The 16721-nt window shown below is 34.9% G+C and carries 15 protein-coding genes and 1 other annotated feature; of the genes, 10 read left to right on the top strand and 5 right to left on the bottom strand.

What is annotated here, in order from left to right:
* Positions 1–81 precede the first annotated feature (81 nt).
* The 3 genes from I6L31_RS16685 to I6L31_RS16675 all read right to left on the bottom strand — a co-directional run bounded on the left by I6L31_RS16685 (position 82) and on the right by I6L31_RS16675 (position 3954).
* Positions 82–1749 (bottom strand): virulence-associated e family protein, encoded by a 1668-nt coding sequence (locus I6L31_RS16685; protein ID WP_134253128.1) that lies wholly within the window; start codon positions 1747–1749, stop codon positions 82–84.
* 28 nt (positions 1750–1777) lie between these two features.
* Positions 1778–2686 (bottom strand): hypothetical protein, encoded by a 909-nt coding sequence (locus tag I6L31_RS16680; protein WP_005006163.1) that lies wholly within the window; start codon positions 2684–2686, stop codon positions 1778–1780.
* 68 nt (positions 2687–2754) lie between these two features.
* Positions 2755–3954, bottom strand: a complete 1200-nt coding sequence (locus tag I6L31_RS16675) for a hypothetical protein (RefSeq protein WP_032056292.1) — start codon at positions 3952–3954, stop codon at positions 2755–2757.
* 655 nt (positions 3955–4609) lie between these two features.
* Here I6L31_RS16675 and I6L31_RS16670 point away from each other — a divergent pair.
* The 7 genes from I6L31_RS16670 (at position 4610) to I6L31_RS16640 (ending at position 9921) form a co-directional block, all read left to right on the top strand.
* Positions 4610–4843, top strand: a complete 234-nt coding sequence (locus I6L31_RS16670; RefSeq protein WP_005006165.1) for a hypothetical protein — start codon at positions 4610–4612, stop codon at positions 4841–4843.
* 218 nt (positions 4844–5061) lie between these two features.
* Positions 5062–5199, top strand: coding sequence for a hypothetical protein (locus I6L31_RS16665; RefSeq protein WP_155237305.1), 138 nt, complete (start codon positions 5062–5064; stop codon positions 5197–5199).
* Positions 5200–5310: 111 nt separating this feature from the next.
* The gene (locus I6L31_RS16660) at positions 5311–6111 is read left to right on the top strand and encodes a hypothetical protein (RefSeq protein WP_005006168.1); all 801 of its coding nucleotides are present in this window, start codon (positions 5311–5313) and stop codon (positions 6109–6111) included.
* 47 nt (positions 6112–6158) lie between these two features.
* Positions 6159–7378, top strand: a protein-coding gene (locus I6L31_RS16655) for an IS3 family transposase (RefSeq protein ID WP_151726127.1) whose coding sequence is annotated in 2 segments (ribosomal slippage) — positions 6159–6435 and positions 6435–7378 — 1221 coding nt in all. Because the reading frame shifts where the segments join, the coding sequence is not laid out codon by codon here.
* Positions 6434–6550: a sequence feature (AL1L pseudoknot), on the top strand. It overlaps the preceding gene by 117 nt.
* A gap of 60 nt (positions 7379–7438) precedes the next feature.
* Complete coding sequence (locus I6L31_RS16650; RefSeq protein ID WP_005006173.1) at positions 7439–8077, top strand: hypothetical protein; 639 nt, start codon at positions 7439–7441, stop codon at positions 8075–8077.
* On the top strand, positions 8070–8312 hold the full coding sequence (locus I6L31_RS16645; RefSeq protein WP_005006174.1) for a DEAD/DEAH box helicase family protein: 243 nt from the start codon (positions 8070–8072) through the stop codon (positions 8310–8312). The genes I6L31_RS16650 and I6L31_RS16645 overlap by 8 nt, the downstream gene beginning before the upstream one ends.
* Entirely contained in the window at positions 8293–9921 is a 1629-nt protein-coding gene (locus I6L31_RS16640) for a UvrD-helicase domain-containing protein (RefSeq protein ID WP_171065006.1), read from the top strand. Before I6L31_RS16645 ends, I6L31_RS16640 begins: the two co-directional genes overlap by 20 nt.
* 205 nt (positions 9922–10126) lie before the next feature.
* Here I6L31_RS16640 and I6L31_RS16635 read toward each other — a convergent pair whose 3' ends face one another.
* Entirely contained in the window at positions 10127–11857 is a 1731-nt protein-coding gene (locus tag I6L31_RS16635; protein WP_000939241.1) for a hypothetical protein, read from the bottom strand.
* 308 nt (positions 11858–12165) lie between these two features.
* Between I6L31_RS16635 and I6L31_RS16630 the strand changes: the two genes are divergently transcribed.
* From I6L31_RS16630 to I6L31_RS16620, 3 genes are all read left to right on the top strand, one after another.
* Positions 12166–12606 (top strand): DUF488 domain-containing protein, encoded by a 441-nt coding sequence (locus I6L31_RS16630; RefSeq protein WP_000158491.1) that lies wholly within the window; start codon positions 12166–12168, stop codon positions 12604–12606.
* A gap of 234 nt (positions 12607–12840) precedes the next feature.
* On the top strand, positions 12841–14817 hold the full coding sequence (gene uvrB / locus I6L31_RS16625; RefSeq protein WP_005006178.1) for an excinuclease ABC subunit UvrB: 1977 nt from the start codon (positions 12841–12843) through the stop codon (positions 14815–14817).
* A 332-nt stretch (positions 14818–15149) separates the two neighbouring features.
* Complete coding sequence (locus I6L31_RS16620; protein WP_005006181.1) at positions 15150–15317, top strand: metal-sensing transcriptional repressor; 168 nt, start codon at positions 15150–15152, stop codon at positions 15315–15317.
* Here I6L31_RS16620 and I6L31_RS16615 read toward each other — a convergent pair.
* Complete coding sequence (locus I6L31_RS16615; protein WP_010326927.1) at positions 15308–16333, bottom strand: IS30-like element ISAba125 family transposase; 1026 nt, start codon at positions 16331–16333, stop codon at positions 15308–15310. The two genes, I6L31_RS16620 and I6L31_RS16615, sit on opposite strands and share 10 nt — an antisense overlap.
* Positions 16334–16721: the final 388 nt, after the last annotated feature.

Genomic DNA, 16721 nt, shown 5'->3' with positions numbered 1-16721 from the left:
GTCGATAAACCTAGTGCAATGAAAGTTTAGAGAAAAACAAACCCCAAAAGTTTGCTACCTTTGGGGGTTTATGTTTGACATTCAAATTATCGAAATAAAAATATTATTAATGAAGTTTTCGGACCATTCAGGATCGTTCGATTTACTCACAATATCTTTGAGCCAAACCTTTAATGATTCAATTGGATAATCTGCATTTTTGTATAAATTAATCACGGCGATAATCTGTTGATTCAGTGCTGTTGTTGAATCATTACGTGCGATCATTTCTACAAGTTTTGTGTAGGCCTGAAGGAGTTCTGGTTCTTCAGCTCCAGTGACTTTACGGGGTTGTTTGCTGATCTGTCCAAGAATTTCAATAAATTGTTCTTTGACCAGCTCAATCGGGTGAATCTGACTAAATCCCTGTTGAGTCAGCAAAGCATATGCACGTAAAACCAAGCTAAACCAATTCTTTTTGGTCATGCTATCAGGATAGAGGCCTATATCATCCAACTGTTGTTTGATGCCAAAGAATAGGGCGCTGATAGAATAGTTCGGGTTAACCGTGCTTTGAACTGCAGTCGTCCACACGGCATTTTGCATTTTATGACGTATTACATCACGCGTGTATTCAACGCCGTACAAACACTTAAAATCGTTCCAGTCACTTAGATCTAACTGTTCATCAGTAAATTCAGGTCCAATCATGGCTGCGTTTACAGCTCGGCATGCTTCTGTTGCGTAATAGATACCGGGATTGCGCTTTATTTTGCTTTCTAATGCTGTTTTATGGTCATTATCATTGAAGATATAGAAGCGTGAAAACGGGAATTCGGCACGGAAATCACGTACTACATTCATGATGTTGCCAGCCACGTACACGACAATGACTGGAATAGAGTATTGAATTGATTCTGCAATTGCTTCACCAGTGGCGTAGCCCTCACAAAAGATTATCCGATCTTGGTTCCATGCATCCAATGGATCTTTAAATAAGATTTTGAAAGCGCCGTTTGCAAGTACACCACGTAATGTAAACTTATCTTCACCACGCTTGTTTTTATGTTCAGCGATGGTCTGAAGGAAAATGATTTGATTTTTGAGGTTTTGCCCCTCAACTAAAAGCTTGTTCTGACGTAGCGACTGTTGATCTAGATCTGGTTGCAGATCAATAATACGGTTCAGAATAATGGTGCTGTTCTTGTGTTGAGGGTAGTACTGGCTGACATAATCAATCAGCTCATTTTTAGTGAAGTTGCTTGGATTGTACAATCTAGCATGACTGAAGCTAATCTGCTTTTTCACATTGTAGTTGTGTGGACGGTTTGGCAAGGGTAGGCTTCTGGCCCATTCAAAACCCATATAGATTTGAGCCAATATCTCTTGGTCTTTTTTGTTCTTCTCAGCACTTTTGCATGAGCTTAAGAAGCGTTTAAGATCTTCTTCTTGCTGTTCCTTGGTATATACGGTATCACCAGGTTGCAGATCCATTTCTTGAATGTATTCATACAAGCTGTAAGTGAAGTTTGCACCGCCAGCATGAAACCAACCATAAGACATACGTGCGTTATCTAGATCTACAAGATACCAGGCCGTTTTTTTCTTATTTTTTGTGGCGTCATTGTGGTGATTGGTTCTGAGGTAAATACGTTTAGAGCTTCGTTCAAGCTGAAAGTCACTCTCACGATCAAATACAATGCCCTCATTTTCAAGATGCGATCTAAATATTTTAGATAGCGTACCAATATCGATACCATACTTGATCATGAGGGGGTTCATAAATAAAGAAACTCACTTATAAATATTTTATAACCAGAGGTTGAGCGACTACATATTTTGATGGGTTGTTGGTTTGCAACGTGATTTCATGAGCGTAATGCCATGCCTTAGTGATACGGTTTAGGATGACACTTTCAAGGTCGTCTTCTAAGAATTCGTAAAGATTAAATCGCACGTTGTTTAAGATCAGTTTTTTATAACCTTTCACAAGGGTATTTAAAAAATTCTGAGATTGGTCCATAAAGGCGTTAACGTCAGCATCATAACTTATTGTGTTATTCACGACTGCATTATAAAAGTACTGCTCAGAATCAATTTTAATAATATGCATCTGCTCTAAGAATGACTCTAAATAAGCTGGATGCATATTTTTACTTAAAAACTTACAGATCCGCTTATTCTTGTTGTCGTTAAAATAGATGTATTTAGAGGTTAGCTCAGTATTAATCACTGTGACATATTCGCCGTCCACACGAAACTTCACGGTATTATTGTTGGTGAACTGCAGCATTAATTCTGTGAAGATATAGCTATCTAACGTTTTTTCATGCTTAAACGTCTGCTTGTCCAAGAAATTACTGTTGTACTGAAGATCTGCAACATTGGCATAGCTTTGAACGAATTGAGCGATGTCATTGTGCATGTTTTGGGTGTCGAGATCCGATACTTCAGTTGAAACCGATTGAAAGGCACTATTTTTATAAAGATGCCCTAATAATTCTGTTTGATTGTGGTTTTTAGGTTTAACTTTCAATCCAACTGTAAAATCGTCTTGCTCATAATTCCCTTTAATTAGATTGCTTAAATAACTTTCAGCTTCTTGAAAAGATACGTTTCCAAGGTTGTCTAAAAATGATTTTAAGGAAGTGCCATCTAATCGTACTGCAACATGAGATATAAATGATGGATCGAACTCGAAACGCATAATACTTCATTGATTGAAATGGGTATTAAAAGTATATAACAGGTTTAAGGAAAAAAGAATGAAAACCTTTAAGTATTATTACCATAAAAGTAATTTTGAATTGATTTAATAAGTTTAGTTTCGGTTTCTTGAGTATATAAACTACCTGAAATTAGTTTTAAGCCAGTATCAGTTTTAAGCCAATGTAGTGTATTAAAATGGTCATTAGCGATATGGCTACTCTTGTGCATGCGCGACACAAAACCAGTGTTCAGACCAGTATCAAACAGGCGTGGACAGCTTGGTGCGTGGACATGATAGAGGACTTCACGGCGTTGATTGCTAGAGGGTGATTTACCTACGCCACGGCGTACTGGCATACCTTTGTGCTTTCTATAACTACTGAGAAATGAATCAATCGTATCGTTATACGTGGGTTGCATCAGGTAGCCACGGTGATTGTAGATGTCAGTTTTAGGATGAATAGAGAAATTAAATAAGCTAAGCATTTTACCAAGTAAGATTAATAGCTCAGGACTACCTTTAAGGTTGGTACCAATCAAACTATCTTTAATAGTTTTAATAGTATCCGTGCGATACTCTAAAACCACATAGTCACCCCAATTAGAGGTTAAGCTTAAAGCATCTTCATCAGATATGTTGGCTTCAGTATCTTCATAGCAAAACACAATGATCAATACTTTAACGTTGTTGCCGTTAAACAAAACTTCGTTTTGATGCGCGAAAAAACCATATAAAGGTTTGTCGTTGTGTCCTAGACCTGGTGTATGAATAAAGTTGGTCCACTGAAAGTAGTAATTCAGCAAATGACCATCGACATAGCGACCGTTTTCATCATTCAATAGGGTGCGATATACATCATTTTCAAGCTTTAGCACGGGTTGGCTGTACCGCCAAGCGCTCAACGCTGCAGTCGTAAATGCAAAGTCATAAAAGTTAAACTCAGGGTTCATATTTTTATAGAACAATGCATAAGGCTGTAACACACTTTCCCATACCTGTAATGGGATAAAGATGTTGGAACCCCACTTAGGAATCTCCGCAAAATAACCAGTGCCATAGGTATGATTTACGTTATCCCAAAACAGGCGTTCTAGCTGTTTATAGTCTGGAATGTCTACGCTTTTAACCAATGATGCTGTACATAATGCTAACTTTTTCTCCAGTGCCAATAATTGACTGACAGGAGGGTATAAGCGACCAGCTTTTTGCGTAAAAACTTCCGCATTCAACTTTGATATAACATCAGCAAAGATTGAATCTTTCACTATACTGGTCATCCATAAAAAGTGTGTGAGGGTGGCTGATTTAGTATAAGGCATTCTAACAAGTTGTATGTATTCTATTAGGCGTAAAATTCTAAAAAGTTGATAATATATATCAGTTTTTAAAGCATTCACATTTCATACATAATTCCAACCTCGCTCAAATATAACATCTTATTGTTTGCAATTTCTAAACAGCAGTTTAACTAATCTGCAATATATCAGGGTAGAGTTGAGTATAGGGCTTAATCATTACTTTTGTTCAGCATGAGATAACAGTTTGTGGAATTTACGTGAATATAATTAAAAAAGCTTTAAAACTTATTAGAGATCGGTTATATTACGAATCAAGGGATATTACCCTATTTAATAAACTATTAGACTGAGATTGTTCTAATAGTTTTTTTTTGCCCTTTTTTTGACATTTCCTCTTTTTTCTTCTATAGCTTCTGCTATATTTCTCCATATTTTTCGTTATTTTGGTTAATATTTAATCAATGTTAAAAGCATAAATAATCAGCAACTTAGCCATTTATACCCACTACTATCCACAAAAACCTGTGCATAAAAAAACCAAATATTAAATCCCAAAATGGAATTTCTTCAATTTTAAGCTATAATTACGCACATAGTTTTAATCATTGTAGTGGACTTAGTTATGAGCCATGTAGACCAAATAGAAACGATTAAAATTACTAACCGCGAAATCGGAATATTGCCTAACAATGTGCCAGTAGTGGATCAGTTTTTGAATAACTACCGCACACATAAAGCATCAACGACTCATTCAGTGGCTAGTAATTCACCTTTAATGAACAATACCAATTCAATGCATGTGCATCGGTCAGTAGAAGATTCTCCCTATAATCAGCCTATTCGTAAAATTCATTAGAAATAAAAAAGCAGCGATTTCGCTGCTTTTTTATTGCCTATTGGATTTGTTTAGTGCTGATCCATATAGCTTTGAGTGAGCTTCTTACGCTCGTAATTCTCTTTGAGCTGTATGCCAATACTAATAATTACCATAGGTAAAATGGCTAGGGCAAAAAGAATGCAGATCGAATCAAAAATATTGGCCTGGGCATATGAGCGCATTATTGCGGATTCGCATTGGTTAATTCCTCTAGTGTTGATGGTTTTGTGGCGACTGGTTCATTTGCTGGTGCTTCAGGTGATACTTCTGGTACTTCAGGTGATACTTCTGGTGTTGAACTTGGTTCTTGTTGTGGATCTAACTTGTCTTCATAAGACTCTTGTTGACAATTACGTTGATAATATAGACTGATACATTAATATAATAGACTGAGTTTAATTTTAAATAGATTCTATAAAGCAATTTACTTAAACATATTAATAACTATGAATCAGCCTCCTTATTCAATTAGTCATTTGAACGCGCCTGAATACAAAGATAGATTATGGCGAGTCGAATGGTTTGGATGTGATATCAAAATTAATTCTAATGTGGAATCTGAACCAACTCTGAAAATACTTTTAGGTCTAATAAAAGAAAATTATGAAGGAAACCTTGCTTCAACAGAAGCCATTGAAAAATGGGAAACTACAGAAATTGGTGTCGGTCAAATAGTTAATTTATCTGTCGGATCTTTATTAAAGAATGGAAAACTTTTACAACAAACTGTGGGAAGCAAAGAAAAACTTACCATAAATTCAGAAAATGCAAGCCTTTTTAAAGCAACTGATAAAATTGGCAATCAAAATATAATTACTTATGCTGATCATCGAACATCAGGATTTGGTAAAGACTCATGGTGTTTGTGCTTCCCTTTAGGTGATGACCCAGCAGGAATCATTATACCTATTACTGAAATTATTCGATTTTATTTTGCAACATCAACATTACTATCAAAAGCAATTTATACAGGCGAGATTTCACACAATATCAATAAATTTGTTAACCTTAATTTCAGTGGTATGAAAAATAATACCTATTGTGTTGTTCATAGAAGGCAAATTGTTAGTGATAACGATTGCTGGGTGTTAGGTCGAATACTTAATGATGAAACAGCATACAAAGCCGCACAAGAAGTTCATGATAGTCTAATGTTCCAAAAGTATAATAAAGCATCTAACTTACACCCAAAAACTATTTTGCCATTTATGGGTGAAACCGAATTAACAGTAAGAAGTAAAACTTGAACCGTACCGGGTTTGTCGGAGAGTCAATATTCTGAGAGACTATCCCGATGACAAAATTAAAATATACCCCTGAAATCAGAGAAAGAGCGGTTCAATTATTGATTGAATCCGAGAAAGATTATCCATCGAATTGGGCTGCAATCACAGCAATTGCTCCTAAAATTGGCTGTACTCCTGAAACACTACGTGTTTGGTATCAAAAATACTTAGATCAACAAAATCCAGTTAAAGCACAGCAGCTTTCAGACCAAGAACGTATCAAACAACTGGAACGCGAAAATAAAGAACTGCAACGTGCTAACGAAATTCTACGTAAAGCAGCGGCTTTTTTCGCCCAGGCGGAGCTCGACCGCCCATACAAATAATGGTGGATTTTATCCATAACAATAAGGCGTTATATGGTGTTGAGGCGATTTGTAGAATTTTACCGATTGCAGCTTCGACCTATTATCGGGCTTTAGATCTCGTTGATAACCCAGAACATCGAGCGAAACGTGCTCTGCATGATTTACATCATGCAGAGCAAATCAAACGTATTTGGAAAGAAAGTTCAGGTCGATATGGTGTACGTAAAGTTTGGCAAAAATTGAAACGTGAAGGCTATGTGATTGCACGTTGTACAGTTGCTCGATTGATGCAAAAGCTAGGTATACAAGGTGTTTGGCGTGGTAAGAATAAACAAACTACTCGTAACCGAGATGACCAAAAACGGGCAGATGATTTAGTGAAACGTAATTTTAATGCTGATCATCCAAACCAACTATGGGTGGGTGACTTTACGTATATTCAAACTCATTCAGGCTGGGTATATACCGCATTTGTTATTGATGTGTTCTCACGAGCAATTGTTGGATGGAAAGTATCGACACGGATGAATACAGATATGGTGCTCGATGCATTGGAGCAAGCATTGCACGATCGAGGCATGCCAAAGAATGTGATTCATCATTCCGATAGAGGTGTTCAATATCTTTCTATTCGCTATACCAATCGTTTAGAAGCTGCAAATTTACGAGCATCAGTCGGTACAACTGGTGATTCATACGATAATGCTCTGGCTGAAACGGTGAATGGCTTATACAAAACAGAGGTGATTGAATATTTAAAAGCAGATTGGCAAGGTTTAGCAGATGTACAACTTGCGACACTAAACTGGGTAGATTGGTTCAATAAAAAGCGTGTACACAGTGCACTGGGTTATGTATCGCCTTTTGAGTTTGAAGCAATGTACTATGATAAGATTAACCCGTTAGGTCAGGTGGCCTAACTTAAATAAAAAAGTCTCCGACAAACCTGGTACGGTTCACTAGAAGATTATGGTGTTTCCTTGGTTAATGTTGGCAATCTCGCCTATAAACGCTATGCAAGAATTTATCGTAGAAATAATGCAACTACTGCACTTCCAATTAAAGTCGCATGTATCACAGACTTAGATATTTGGCCATTGAAAGCAGAAGCAAGAAATGATAATCCGATCGGATTTAAGAAGAAAAAAAATCCTAATACAAGTACTGGAGCAAAAGGAAATTTAAGGTATTGGCAAGATCATTATGATACACCCGAAAAAATGAAAAACCATCTCGATATGAAACGAGGAATTGATGGTGATAACGTTAAAACATTTGTATCCAATGACTGGACTTTTGAATATTGTCTTTGTAAGTATGGATTAGCTGAGTCAGTTTATGAATCAATAAAAGCAGATACTGACCCTGTATACTCATCATTACCAGAAGATATCGAAGAAAAAGCAATTAAAATATATGGCATGATTGAAAATAAAGGTTCAGGAAAAACAGAGGCAACATATAAATTAGTTAATTTATTAAAAAGTAAGTATAAAGATAAACCATCAGAATTCCGAGCACTTCTCCCATCATATATTATAGAAGCAATTGCACATGTAACAGAACCTTTCCCAGAATTAGCTGCAGCTGCAGCTGCAACTGGAGATAACCATGTTTAATATTTCTGATGATGATATAAATTTACTAGAAAGAGAAATGTCCCTTCAATTTGATAGTAGTCGAAGAGAAGCTTTAAAAAATTTTATTGATGTTCAAGCATGCCCTGGCGGAGGAAAAACAACATTAATTGCTGCCAAGCTTATTTTATTAGCAAAAAAATGGAATAGTCCATATAAAGGTATTTGTGTAATTAGTCATACTAATGTTGCTAAAGATGATTATTTCTCGACTTGAAAAACATGAACATGGCAGAACAATTTTATCCTACCCACACTTTATTGGAACCATCCAAGAATTTATAAATAGATATCTGGCTATACCATATTGCCGCCAGAATAATATATCTGTGAATCAAGTCGATGATGAAGTTTGTACAAAAATTTTATCATTTCACATAACCCGAGGTACTACAGCTTATCTAAATAGACGTTATGCACAGATTTCCGATCTTCAATATAAATTTATAAATAATAAATTAATTTTAAATGTTCCTGGATTTACAAGAAAATCTGAATCTTCATCCTATACGAACTTAGTCAATGCAAAAAAAGCATTAATAGACAAAGGTTTATTTTTCTATAGAGAAATGTTCGAATTCGCATGTGCGAATATGTATGAGAATGCAGGAACAGCCTTATCTATAAGAAAAAGATTCCCTATTGTATTTATAGATGAAATGCAAGACACCTATAAATATCAAGATGATATCTTGAGTATAATATTTAATCAGGATTCTAATCTTCAACGATTCGGGGATCCTGATCAAAGTATTTTCGAAAGTAGTAATGAACCTTTAAATACATCTTACAATGGCAGGAATCATCATAACATTAATGACTCTAATCGGTTTAACCAGACTATAGCCAATTTGGCTTCGGGATTAAGTTGTAATAGGTTAAGCTTAACATCAGCTATTACATCAAATTTTCAAAATACTATTTTTTTTATAGATAGTGCAAGTCAACATAAAACTATTAATGCTTTCGCAAATCTATGCTCTAACCAGTTAACAGACTTTAAAACAGATCCTATTAAAATTGTGGGTGCTATAGGAGCTAAAAATGATACCAATATATCTTTGGTTAACTACTTTCCAGAATTCAATAAATGTAATTCATCATCAAATTATAAACCTGAAAGAATTATTTATTGTTTTAAACGAGATAATATCAATCAAAATTGGCATTCTAAAGAAATTTACAAATCCGTATTAGAAGGGATATGTTACTATGCAAAAATTAACAATAAAAAGATTCTTATAGATACTGAAGAGCAAGAATTCGGAGTTAATAGTATTAAAAAATACTTAAAAAAAGAATCAAAATTAAAAAATTTCAATAAATTATTTATATCTATATTAAGAAAAGAAAATTTAAATCAAGAATTTTGGGATAGCTCAATTTCGCAAATACTCCAAATTTTTAATTTAAATGGTTTATTAAAAATTCCAGAGTATCTTAGCTACGATGGACACCCCCCATCTGCACAAAGCAATAATGAAAATTATGAACAAAATAAAATTTCTATTGAAATTAATAACAAAAATATAGAAATGGAAGTTGCAACTATACACAGCATTAAAGGTGAAACCCACGCTGCAACTTTGGTAGTTGAAACAACATTTGGAAGATCACATGATATTTCAAATGTATTCACTTACCTTGTACATCAACAACCTCAAGAACCAAAACCACAAACAATTAAGTTTATGAAACAAATCTATGTCGCTATGACTCGCCCTAGGCATTTTGTTTGCTTAGCCGTGCATAAAAACAACATTAACCAGCATCTTTCTTTGGCTGAACAAAAAGGTTGGAAAATAATTGATCTTACTGTGACTTAATTTTTCACTCTACCAAGCAATCACAGACTTGATTTTGGATTGATCATCAAGATAGTACTTAATATCTTTATTTTATTTTTTTCAATTAATTCAAAGTAGTAGCTACAGATATTGATTTCTATTAATGAGGTTTTTTCTTGGTCCACCCCAGTCATTTACACCTACACAATTTCAGTAGTAAATAGGTGTGTGGCTATAATCAAAACTATTCAGAAGTTGGCTCAGTAGGAGTTTCATTCAATGGTGGCAACAAGATAGAATAGCAATTAATAGGTTGATGTATGGAAATAAATTCGCTTTCGAACTTTCTTAGTGCTTGATGTTCAGGATAGCTTTCCACAGCCAAACTAACTAATTCCTTAGCTTTATCAAGATCGTTATTAGCACGATACCTTTCCGCTAATTGGAGCAACATTCCAGATTCAAGAAGTTGAGGGCAACGGAAACTAAATTTATGGTCACGTTCTTTGAAGTACTTCATTAAACAGGTGTGATGATCTTCAATACTCCATTCAATTTCCATCTCTAGTATATTTCGAGTAACCAATACAGCAGAGCTTGGCTGGATTAAAAGATTTTCATATCTTCCAATAAATTCTAGGCAATTTTCAATGCGGTCTCTTTCACCTACAAGACGATTATAAATGATGAATAGACAGATGAAAGCAAGCTTATCTGCAATGTTGATTCTGTCAAAGTTGGTTTGCAATTCTGTCAACAATTGAGATAAATCTGATAAAGGTTTATTTGGGTCATTTTCCCATAGGATTGCCAGCTGACTTAGAAAACCTTCAAATCGCTTGACCCCAGAACCTCTACTAAAATCGACTATTTGTATCCAATATTGAGGTGCTAGAGAGACGGTCATTATATTACTACGTTCAAGGTTATAATTATAAGGTTCACTTGTAATAGTTTGCTGACGCATAATGAATTCAGTAATGATATGTCTTGCAAGCCGTGCTAAGCCTTGAATCGTTAACCATGTTTTATTATCGATTCTACAAGTGTCGGAATAGCCAGAATCTCGATCTAAGGGTTTTGGTAGTTTTTGTGACGTATGTATGTATTTGGATCTAGCAAGATATGCATTGGACAATGCTGTAGGCAAATCAAAACGAGTTATCGGATGAGTTACAGCGTCAGATTCTTCTCTAAAGAATGAAGGTTTGATGTGGTTGATGGCAAAAGCTTGAAAACGTTTGCCTAACGATACATGTTCAATTCCTAAAATTGCATTACGTACACGTTCAGCAAGTTCTTCTTCAGCACCAGTTAAAGCCTCATCTATAATTCTTCTTTTTCTTTCCTCATAGTCATTCCACGTTGCTTGATGCCCATCAAATTCTTGAGCAAGAGATTCGATTGAGGCAACTAGAAGGGTATACGCCAGTTCAAAGTTATCTGCTATACGATGTATCCCAGTCACATAAGTTCGGATAGCATTCATTACTGTTAAGAATGTTTTGCGGTTCAAACCATGCAATTGCTGGGTAAAATTGATTAAGTGTTGTTTGTGGCTTTCCTGACAGTAGATGACTTTATCGAAGGTTTGATTTACTACTTTATTAGGAACAGTATGAGTGCTTGTACCCATTTCATCACTGAGTAATCTTTCAATCAGTGAATAACTTGGTGAAGCTATGCAATTTAAAGCGAAGGAGAGTATAGCTGAGAAATCACTTATAAAAGATGCAATACCATGGGAAGCCATAAAACCTGGTCCATCGCTATCAGGAAGGGCTTCGATAAGCTCCGTGTATGTGAAAATTAGAACGTTCGAATTATGAAAGGTTGACGTTCCCTCAATTGATCCAGTATCAGTTTCAATACGATCTTCAGCCATAAGGTGTAAATTTGAGTAGATGACACCTTTTAACTTATTGTGATATTCGACATCTCTCGTAAAGAGTTTACCTGAACCAATTTGAAGCACTGATGATTTCCTATTGTTAGATAAATTTTTGAATGATCAAAATACTTTCGATAAAATCAAGTGAATATATGAATATTATTAGAATGAAGGTCGAGAAACAACTTCAATTCATCAAGCTGCTATAGTCATTTTCGTAGCATAAAAGGATAGGTGAGGTTGAGCATGTAACCTGAAATGAATTTCAGAGACCCATTTCAATTGATGCAATTCACTACCACCAACATGAGATAAGCCAATAACACTTACATATTTGTTCAATTATTTTCAACAAATATTTTATGAAGAAATTTATTAGAAGAAGGTAAATTATGACTATATATACCATTGGTTTTACTAAAAAAAGTGCAAACAAGTTTTTTAATCTAATAAAGCAAAATCACGTTAAAAAAATTATCGATGTTCGCCTTAATAACGTTTCACAACTAGCAGGGTTTGCTAAGCGTGATGACTTGAAATTTTTCTTACGGGAGATATGTAACTGTGATTATGAACATGTGCCTGATTTGGCACCTACAGATGAAATTTTAAAGCCTTATAAAAAGGGCGATATGCCTTGGGATAGTTATAAAGATCTTTTTTTAAACCTTATGGCTCGGCGAAATATAGAAAAACATATAAGTCTGCAACAATTTGAAAATGAGTGTTTACTGTGTAGTGAGGATTTACCACATCAATGTCATCGTCGTTTGGTTATAGAATATTTACAGAAATATGCTGAGCAAAATCATGTGATTAAAGATATTTTCTAGGTAAAATTTATCTTCTTTCTTTAAAAAGAATTCGATAGTAAGAACATCACAAATCTAAGAATGAAAGAATTTGATTGTCATTTAAAGCTATGTATTTCAACGGATTAACATAAGAAATACTATGACTTAAACTTGTTTTGATATTGTGTATTATATTAAAAATATTGCTTGTACATCTTAAGTTGTTAATGATTCAGATTTTTTCTTAAGGTAGTTAAATATAGAGGGATTTCAATGCCACACGGTAAATTTATTTTGCATTCAAATTATATCCCCGCTGGGGATCAACCCGAAGCTATCGCAAGATTGATCTCAGGTATTGATAATGGTGCAACTCATCAAACCTTAAAAGGGATTACTGGCTCTGGTAAGACATTTACCATGGCAAATGTTATTCACCGCTTGAAACGACCTACTATTATTTTAGCGCCGAACAAAACATTGACGGCTCAGCTATACGATGAAATGAAGCGTTTCTTTCCAGAAAATGCGGTTGAATACTTTGTTTCTTACTATGATTATTTTCAGCCAGAAGTGTATATCCCTGGTAGTGATCGTTTTATCCAAAAAGATTCTGCAATTAATGACCATCTAGAGAGACTACGCTTATCCACGACTAAATCCCTCATAGAGCGTCGGGATGTAATTGTTGTTGCCTCTGTATCATCAATTTATGGTTTAGGTGATCCAAGTAGTTATAAAACCTTGCAAATTCCACTAGCTCCAGGTGCCCAATTTGAACAAAAAGAGCTTATCCATCGGTTAGCATTATTACAGTATGAACGAAGTGAAAAAACTTTAAAGCGTGCAATGTTTAGGGTTAGAGGAGACATCATTGATATTTTTCCTGCTGATTCAGAACATCATGCAATTCGCGTCGAACTCTTTGATGGACAAGTTGAGTCTCTTACGTGGATAGATCCTGTCACGGGAAAAAAGTTAAATGAAATAGATCATTACTTGGTTTCTCCTAAAACGCTTTTTGCGACCCCAAAAAATCAGATCGAGACTGCAATACCAAAAATACTTTCTGACATGGAGGAGCGAGTAGAGTATTTGAATAAAGAAAACCGTTTTACAGAAGCGAATCGTTTGTATGAAAGAATTACAAATGACATAGAAATGATGCAGCAATTAGGCTATTGCTCGGGAATGGAAAATTATTCTTGTTATTTTAGTGGACGTGATGCGAAGTTACCGCCAACTACCTTACTCGACTATTTAGCTGAAGATGGATTGTTATTTATAGATGAATCGCACGTCATGATTCCTCAGATTTCAGCAATGTATCGTGGAGATCAGAGTCGTAAAGAAACGTTAATTGAATATGGATTCCGTTTGCCATCCTCCAAAAATAATCGTCCATTAAATTTTCAGGAATTCGAAAGGATTAAGCCACAAACTATATTTGTTTCTGCGACACCAGGAGATTATGAATTACGTGTATCTCAGCCTAGAATCATTGAACAAATGATTAGGCCAACGGGATTGCTTGACCCTAAAGTCGAGGTAAGAAAATCTGAAGGGTACATTGATGATCTGCTCATTGAAATAGAAAAGTGCGTTAACAATCACAATAGAGTTCTAGTGACAACTCTAACGAAGGTAGGAGCTGAAAAGCTTCATGATTTTATATCAGATAAAGGTTTTCAAGTTCGATATATGCATTCGGATATAAAAACTGAAGACCGGATTAAAATTATTGAAGGTTTACGCGTTGGAGAATTTGACATATTAATTGGTGTAAGTCTTTTACGGGAAGGTTTGGATATTCCAGAAGCATCTTTAATCGCTATACTTGATGCTGATAGAGCTGGTTTTCTACGTTCGAGCCAGGCACTGCTTCAGATGATAGGTCGAGTTGCTCGTAACGAGAATGGTAAAGCTATCCTATATGCAGATAATGTAACTGCTGCAATGAGGAAGGCTATTGATGAAACAGCTCATCGAAGAGAACGACAAATTTTATTTAATCAAGAAAATGGAATTTCACCAGTTTCATCAAAACGTAAATTAGCTTCTGATAAAAATGAAGAAGCGGTACTTCCAATACATTCAGCAGCTTTCTGTGAGAATCTATCAATACTTTGTCAACAAATTACAAGCAAAGAACAGGAACTACTTACGTTTGAAGATAATGGAAATGAAGGAGAAGTTGAAAAAATTCGTCATCAATTAGATAATTTATATCGGCAATTTATTTATATTTGACATAAAATTGTTAACATAAGTGTAATGATACAGTATTCATTGAAAGAGCATTGATATCTAAGGGTTTGAGATAAATGGTTCTCAGATATTGGATATCATTGTTTTTAGTGGATATAATCATTAACAATATTTTATAAATCAAAATGTATATTAAAAAAGTATTTTATCAAGCCTATATTGTTGAATACATTTAAATTTTAAAATAAACCAGAAGTTAAGTATTGTTATTCTTCAAGCTTTGCCTATTGAAGTATAGAAATTCTATGCTTATCTATTTATACTATGGGTGGGTATAGTATATTAATTTCGTGGGAACAAGGAAACCTGAATATATGCCATATAGCGATATTGATAAAAAACAGTCACTTATACGGATTAAGCGTGTTAAGAAACAAGTAGCAATACTTGAAAAGACACTTAATGAAGGTAACAGTGGTGATGAGTTATTGAAACAGTTGACAGCCGTTCGTGGAACGATAAATGGGCGAATTCAAACATGAGGTGCGACAGTTTGAAAAGTCTTATGATAATCAACAAGCTGAGCAAATTTCTCTAATGGTGTAAGCCAATCTAACGCTTTTCTAGGACGAGTATTCAGTGACATGGCAACTTGATTTAAATAATGCTGATCTGCCTGATTTAAATCAATCCCTTTAGGTAAATATTGCCTAATTAAACCATTCATATTTTCGCATGTGCCTTTTTGCCAGGGTGAATGTGGGTCACAGAAATATACATCTATGCCTAAATCTTCTTCAAGTATTTTATGTTCTGCCATCTCGCGTCCACGGTCATAGGTCAACGTTTTACGCAGTTCTGCAGGTAAATATTTCAGAGCTTCAGTTAAAGCCTTGCGCACTGATTCTGCCTTTGCATCAGGTAATGTTGCCAAGATACAGAGCCGTGTATTTCGTTCAATAAGTGTTGCTATCGAACTTTTATTGTCTTTACCTTTAATTAAATCAGCTTCCCAATGACCCGGTATTTTTCTTTCTTGAACTTCGGCTGGGCGCTCATGAATAGTTTTAATATCCTGTAATATAGAATCTTTTTTAGGTTCACCGTTAGCTTTTCGCTTTTTATTTTCATGACGCAGACAGGATAATAAGTCTTTTTTCAACTCACCCTTTGGTAATGCGCGTATCGTTGAATAAATCGTTGTATGGCTTACATTCATTGTTTGATCCAAATCAGGAAATGTCTTTAAACGCTTTGCTATTTGCTGAGGAGACCATAAACAACGGATCGCTTCAACAATAAATTTCCAGAGGATTGAATCGATTTTGAGTTTTCTGTGACCACGTCTACGTCTAGCGAAGGTGTTATCAGAAGCATATCGAGCTTGATAAACGTCATTGATGCTATTTCTTTTAAGCTCACGATAGATCGTACTAGGATGTCTTTTAATAAGTTCAGCAAATTTTCTGGCTGAAAAGCCTTCTTTTCTTGACTCAAGCATTAATGCAGTACGATCTTCAAAGTTAAGATGATGGTATGACAATTTTATATACTCCATAAACCCTTTAAATTAATTAGGTGGTTTATGTCGCACTTCAAGTTTTACTCTGCCATGGTTTGATGGCAATGGTTCTTAACAGTTATTTAAGAGAGGAGTTTCCAGAAAATGAAGCTCTAACTGAGTCTCAAAAGAAATCAATTGAAGAGACAATTGCTGTTATTAAGTCATACCTTCGTTAATTTTAAAGATTGATCCTATCTAAAAGTGTTGCATATAGATTCTATACCATTGGTGTAAGGACTTCGCCATGACAATATTTTTGAAGAAACTTAAAAAGAATTTGCGCTTTTACTTCATCAAGCCTCATATAAATCACATTTTTTATAAATGTGATTAGTACGAAATATCAGTGTGATTTATTACTTCAATCAATTCAAAGTAGAGG

It is taken from the genome of Acinetobacter septicus, from assembly GCF_019355975.1.
GTDB lineage: Bacteria > Pseudomonadota > Gammaproteobacteria > Pseudomonadales > Moraxellaceae > Acinetobacter > Acinetobacter ursingii.
Note: the sequence above shows the minus strand (reverse complement) of the source record. Positions and strands in the feature narration are given on the sequence as shown.

Coding starts and splice junctions, on each gene's coding strand:
- I6L31_RS16685 (WP_134253128.1), bottom strand. CDS start 1,749: ATGATCAAGTATGGTATCGATATTGGTACGCTATCTAAAATATTTAGA.
- I6L31_RS16680 (WP_005006163.1), bottom strand. CDS start 2,686: ATGCGTTTCGAGTTCGATCCATCATTTATATCTCATGTTGCAGTACGA.
- I6L31_RS16670 (WP_005006165.1), top strand. CDS start 4,610: ATGAGCCATGTAGACCAAATAGAAACGATTAAAATTACTAACCGCGAA.
- I6L31_RS16660 (WP_005006168.1), top strand. CDS start 5,311: ATGAATCAGCCTCCTTATTCAATTAGTCATTTGAACGCGCCTGAATAC.
- I6L31_RS16645 (WP_005006174.1), top strand. CDS start 8,070: ATGTTTAATATTTCTGATGATGATATAAATTTACTAGAAAGAGAAATG.
- I6L31_RS16640 (WP_171065006.1), top strand. CDS start 8,293: ATGATTATTTCTCGACTTGAAAAACATGAACATGGCAGAACAATTTTA.
- I6L31_RS16630 (WP_000158491.1), top strand. CDS start 12,166: ATGACTATATATACCATTGGTTTTACTAAAAAAAGTGCAAACAAGTTT.
- uvrB (WP_005006178.1), top strand. CDS start 12,841: ATGCCACACGGTAAATTTATTTTGCATTCAAATTATATCCCCGCTGGG.
- I6L31_RS16620 (WP_005006181.1), top strand. CDS start 15,150: ATGCCATATAGCGATATTGATAAAAAACAGTCACTTATACGGATTAAG.
- I6L31_RS16615 (WP_010326927.1), bottom strand. CDS start 16,333: ATGGAGTATATAAAATTGTCATACCATCATCTTAACTTTGAAGATCGT.